The 5,520-nt window shown below is 34.1% G+C and carries 2 protein-coding genes; both read left to right on the top strand.

All coding sequences use genetic code 11. The features are described 5' to 3' along the window. The coding region (locus RR539_RS10160; RefSeq protein WP_332500395.1) for a hypothetical protein at positions 1–2,032 on the top strand (2,032 nt) is incomplete at its 5' end. A 364-nt stretch (positions 2,033–2,396) separates the two neighbouring features. Beyond that, positions 2,397–5,333, top strand: coding sequence for a hypothetical protein (locus RR539_RS10155; RefSeq protein ID WP_332500394.1), 2,937 nt, complete (start codon positions 2,397–2,399; stop codon positions 5,331–5,333). The last annotated feature ends 187 nt before the right edge of the window (positions 5,334–5,520 follow it).

The following is a 5,520-nucleotide window of genomic DNA, read 5'->3' as shown; positions in this document are numbered from 1 at the left end:
GAAACTAGGAACTCACTCAACAAGTGCAGCTCTAGTAGCTAAGTGTGAAGCTCTTGTATCAGAACTAGGCGCTAAGCTATCAGTTTCATCAGTAGAAGCTATTAATGCTAAGCAACTAGTTGTTAAGTTCACTAAGCCAGTAGATGCTAAGACAGTTCTAGCTGATCCTAAGCTACCTACAACAACACTTAAGAACAGTGTAATATCAATGACTTCACTTGAAGCAACTCCAGCAACAGTAACACTTGATGATACTGTAGCTGCTGAACTTAACGAAGCTGGAACAGAACTTACTATTACAGCTAAGTCAACAGAAGTATTTAAGGGAAGATATGATGTAGTTATTGCTAAGGGTGCTGTAACAGACTTAGCTGGAGATGCAGTTGAGAAGTTTGAAGCTACTATTAAGGCTGAAGATAAGGTTGCACCTAAGGTTGTTAAGACTGAAAAAGTTAACTCATCAAAGACTAACATAGTATTCTCAGAGCCAATGAAGAGTGAAGGAACTGTATCATACAAGCTTGCTGACGGAACAGCTATTGATTCAGGAGCATCAGGATATGAAATAGTATCAACACTTGTTGGAAATAAGCTTGAAGTATCAGTTAATGGTGCTAAGCTTATAAATAAGGAAATCGTAGTAACTATGGTTGGAGCAAAAGATTTTGCTGATAACCTAACAGCAGTTAACCCACTATCAGTTAACGTAACTAAGGGTGACAAGGATGGAGTAGCTCCAACAGTTAAGTCAGTTAAGGCTATAAGCCCAGTTAAACTTGAAATTGAATTTGCAGAAGAAGTAACTGGATTTGCTAAAGAGCATATTTCAGGTGTTGTTGTAGCGTCAGGTGCTGAGGTAGTTCAAGATAAGACTAACAAGGCTAAGTATACAGTAGAAGTTGAAAAGATGTCAGGATTAAAGTTTGTAACTATCGCTCATACAGCTTCAGTAAGTGGATCAAATGTTACTATAACTGACCTTTCAGGTGAGGCTATGACTAAGGCATTTGAAGCAAGACTAGATGTTGTTGCTGACACAGTAGCACCAACAGTTAAGTCATCAAAGATTGTTAAGGGTGCACTAGATAATGCTGAGTACCTTGAAATAGAAATGAGCGAAGACGTAACTGTAGTTCCAACTACAGGAGACATTACACTTGCAGCTAAGGCAAGCAAAGATTATGTAACTACTCCAGGAAATATAACATTTGCGGTTGCAGATCTTGATCCTGTTGGAGAGTCAAAGACTACTTTCAGAGTTAAGCTTGAAAGTGTTAACTTTAAAGCTGCAGCTCTAGTAGAAGGAACTACATATAATGTAGATTTAGTTGAAGATATATTTGCTGACGTTTCAGGAAATAAGAATATTGCAGCTAAGGGTGCATTTGAGTTTACAAGAGGTAAAGATGGAATTGCTTCATCAATAGATGCTCAAACTGTTGCAAGTATAGCTTCAGCATCAAACGATACAATTACAGTAAAGTTTGGTAAGGAAGTTGATGGAAAGTCAGCTACTACAGCTTCAAATTACTCAGTTGAAGGAGCGGTTGTTGAGAAGGCTGAATTAGCAGCAGATCTTAAGACTGTAACTTTAACAATTAAGAAGAACTCAAATACTTTCTCAGGAGCAAGATACATTACAGTTGATGGAGTTAAGACTCAATCAGGTGTTGGAATGGAGAAGGCTCATAAGGAAGTTATAACTCTTAAGGAAAATGTTAGACCAGAACTAGTTTCAGCTGTTTTATCAGGAGCTCAAACTATAACTTTAACATTCTCAGAAGGTGTTAAGGATGCAGCTAGTGCTGTTGACTTTGAACTATATGTAGCTGGAGTAAAGGTTACTACTGAGAATGCATTAGCTATTACTGTTGATGCAGATAATAAGACTAAGGCTACAATTACTCTTCAGGCTGGAATTGATGCAGCTACACTTGCTAAGGGTGTAACTCTTAAGTCAGCAGGAACAATGGATATTACTGACCTTAATGACAATAAGCTAGAAGCTATTTCAAGCATTACAGTTAAGTAATTAAATTATATAGATTAATTAATAGCTAAGCTATTTAATATATTGTAACGGAAAAAACGGTGTTTCAGATATAATCTGATGCACCGTTTTTGTTTTTATAATTTACCAATATTTTTATTAATTAATAGGTAACTAAAATAGTAAATTTTATTTTTTAGGTATGCAAGATAGACCTAGAGGGTTTCCCCTAGGTCTATCTTGCGTCTAAATATAATTATTTAGTTAACTATGTTATATAAAAAAATATATAACAATTGAAATGTTAATATTTTGAAAACGTTTTGCATAGTTACATAATTTTCTAAAAATGTAAGTTATAATAGAGGTGTTTAGACTCATTATTACAATTTTTGGAGGGACAAAAATGAAAAGCAAAAAGTTAGTAGGGGCTTCTCTTGTAGGGGTTATGGCTTTATCTTCAGGAACAAGCTTAGTTAGTTCTATAGAGGAGATAAATGTAGCAGAGGCTTCAAGTAAAAAATTAGAAAGTGAAGTTACAAGAAAGGTTAATCAACTAGGAGCTTCTCTTAAGAAGAATTACCTAGGGTTAAAGAATGTAGGTCAATGGCAAGCTTATATTAAGGATGCTAAGAAGCTGATTAGTAGGCTTCCAAATGGAAAGATCAAGAATGAATTTGTTACGAAGGTGAATAGGGCAGAGGCTTTAGTTAAGGCTGCAGCAGGTATTAATAAGGTTGAGCAGTCTATGAAGATTAACGCTAATGTTATGAAGAATGTAGAGCAGTGGCAAAATTACATAGGTATTGCTAAGGAAGATATGAAAAAAATAGATATGGGTGAATTCGGTAAGCAATACAATGAACTTCTTCAAAGAGCTAGTGAAAGTACTAAGCTTATTGGAGTTATTGAAACTAAGTACAAAGAAAGTTTTAAAAAGGTTGAAGACTTAGTTGTAGAGGCTGAGAAGCTTATGGCAACTAATAAGGAAGATGCTAAGAAGAAGCTTGAAGAGGCAAAGGTTTTAGCAGACAAGCTTCAAAGCCATTCATCTAAGAACGATATTCTAAATAAAATTAATGGGGTTATTAGCGGTATACCTGTTAAGCCTGAGGTTAAGCCAGAGCCTCCAACATCAAATAACAATGGTAATGTTGTATCAAAAAGTAAGGTTTCATTCCAAAGTACAGAGGGAAGTGATCCTTTAGAGGATGGGTTTGTTAGTATTTCAAATCAAAATGGAATAGTTTCAACTACTCAAATATCATATTTACCAGCTGGTACGTATAATTATGTAATTTATAAGCCGGGTTGTGTAAGGGTAACTGGTACTTTAACTGTTAATGGAATTTCTCCATACAATAAGCTAGTAACACTTTCAAGAATAATTAATTCAGCTAATGATTTAAAAGAGATTCTTCCAGTGGATATGAAGAATAGGGTAGTACAAACGGCTGATAGTCTTAAGATTACTGGTGGAGAGGTAACTATTAGTAAGGATATTACCTTAAATAAAAGTATTGTTGTAGATGCTGGTGCAAAGCTTAATGTTAATGGTGATGTTGCTGTAAATAATATTAATGTTACAGGTGAAGTAGGGGTGTCAGCGGGATCTACTCTTGTAACGACTGGTGAAGTAGTTAACACGGGAATAATTTATAATAGTGGAGAGATAACAATAAAGGCAGGAGCTACTTTTAACAATGAGGGAACTGTTACTACAGGTGGAGTAAGAAGGGCTGTAAATTCTTCAAAGTTAGTTGTTGAAGATGGCGGAAAGATTAATATTAAAAATAATTCTAAGCTGGTATTCTCCTCAATGGAAGATATGCTTTTAGGTAATAACAAGATAGATATATATGAAGGTTCAACAATAGTAATAGGTAATAAGACTTATATTGGTGGTGCAGAAGCATTAGTTAGTATTGCATCAAACACAAGTAATAATAATCCTGTTGGAGGATGGACTTTAAACGGGGATAAGGTTCCAGTTCTATATGTAAGTGGTATAGCTACTGTTAATGAAAGTATTCCTTTTGATATAAATATGATTCTTAACTCAAGAGAGTCTAGTGAAGGTGGAGTGGCTAAATTTAAGTCATTTAAAAACTTCCAAAATGGTTCAGGTGTTTTTGTTGAAGCAGGTGGAGTATTAGAGTTAGATAATAAAGTGCATGTTGGATACAACGGATTAATAGAGAATTCCAAAGTATCAGTTCAGGATGGAAATAACTACTATTATGACTATAGAGCTTGTGTAAATATTAGAAATATGAATAATACTATTAAACATATTTTTAGTGGAAGAGTTAAAACAAAAAAAGAGTTTGAGGATAGTGAGTTTGCTAAAAATGTTTTATTAGAGGCTAAGTCACCATTCGGAGTATTCAAAGAAGAATTATTAGCTGAGTGGTATAAATCAGATGGGACAGGTGAAGTGAAGGGTAATGATACAACTGGACCAATAATACAATGGTATAGTATTGATAGTAAAGATTATACGGATAATAAGCTAGTTGCTAATGACACAATTAAGATTCTGTTTAATGAATATGTTCAAGGTAATGTAGCTGATATACAGGCAAATATGGATAAGACGTTTGGAGAAGGCGTAGTTGAGGTTGGTATGGTAAACTCAACACTTATGTTCTTAACTGTTAAAGAAGGTAAAGAAATTGATATAACAGCGAAGAAGGACTATGTATTTGATTTATCTTGCTTTAAGGACTTAAGTAACAATAAGGGACAGACAGTTACTATGGGTATGAAGGATGAGTATCAACATCCAGAATCTGATTTTAGACCTACAAATAACCTAGGTAAGGTTGGTGAGAATTATGAGCATGAATTCATTTGGTTTTCACCTAAGGGAACTGGAACAGAATCTAAATTTTCTCAAACTATAGATGGTAGAAAGTATTACTCAGATGGGGTATATCTTTCTATGGCTGTAGAGATAGATGATGCAAATGGTATATCATCAAAGGTACCATTTAGTGAAGTTTTCGATGATGTTTCAATTCAATTTGAAAATGGTCAGACTGTTAGTCTTAAGGGAGAAGGATCAACAGGAAATGCTGAATGGCGTGGAGAAAAAGGGGAAATATATGCCCTTGCTAATCCTATTATTACTAAACAAGTTTTCTATGGATTAAAGGCTGATAGCAATGGTAAACCAATAGGTATTGGAATGACAAGTGGAGAACAGCTAAAGGGTAAACTTATTTTTAAGATTAAAGAAAGTGTAACGTCAAGAGTATGCGTTCAACAGGCAGTATGGAAGGCTAATGAGAATATAGCTAACTTCTCATCAAGTGTATTAGTACTTGATAATAAGAAGTAATAGTTGAATTAAGTAAATAACTAGTATTTAAGTTAGTACACCTTTAGAATTGAATAAATTCTAAAGGTGTTTTTTATTGTGTTTTATGATTATAATTTTCAATTAATAAATATTTTTATTTAAAAATCCTGTTGAAAATTGTATAATTGTGTTAAGGAAGTATATAATTTTTGGGGAAATATTTGGA

The organism is Clostridium sp. (assembly GCF_036639235.1).
GTDB lineage: Bacteria > Bacillota > Clostridia > Clostridiales > Caloramatoraceae > Clostridium_AB.
This window is presented reverse-complemented; position numbering and strand designations above follow the sequence as displayed.

Coding starts and splice junctions, on each gene's coding strand:
- RR539_RS10155 (WP_332500394.1), top strand. CDS start 2,397: ATGAAAAGCAAAAAGTTAGTAGGGGCTTCTCTTGTAGGGGTTATGGCT.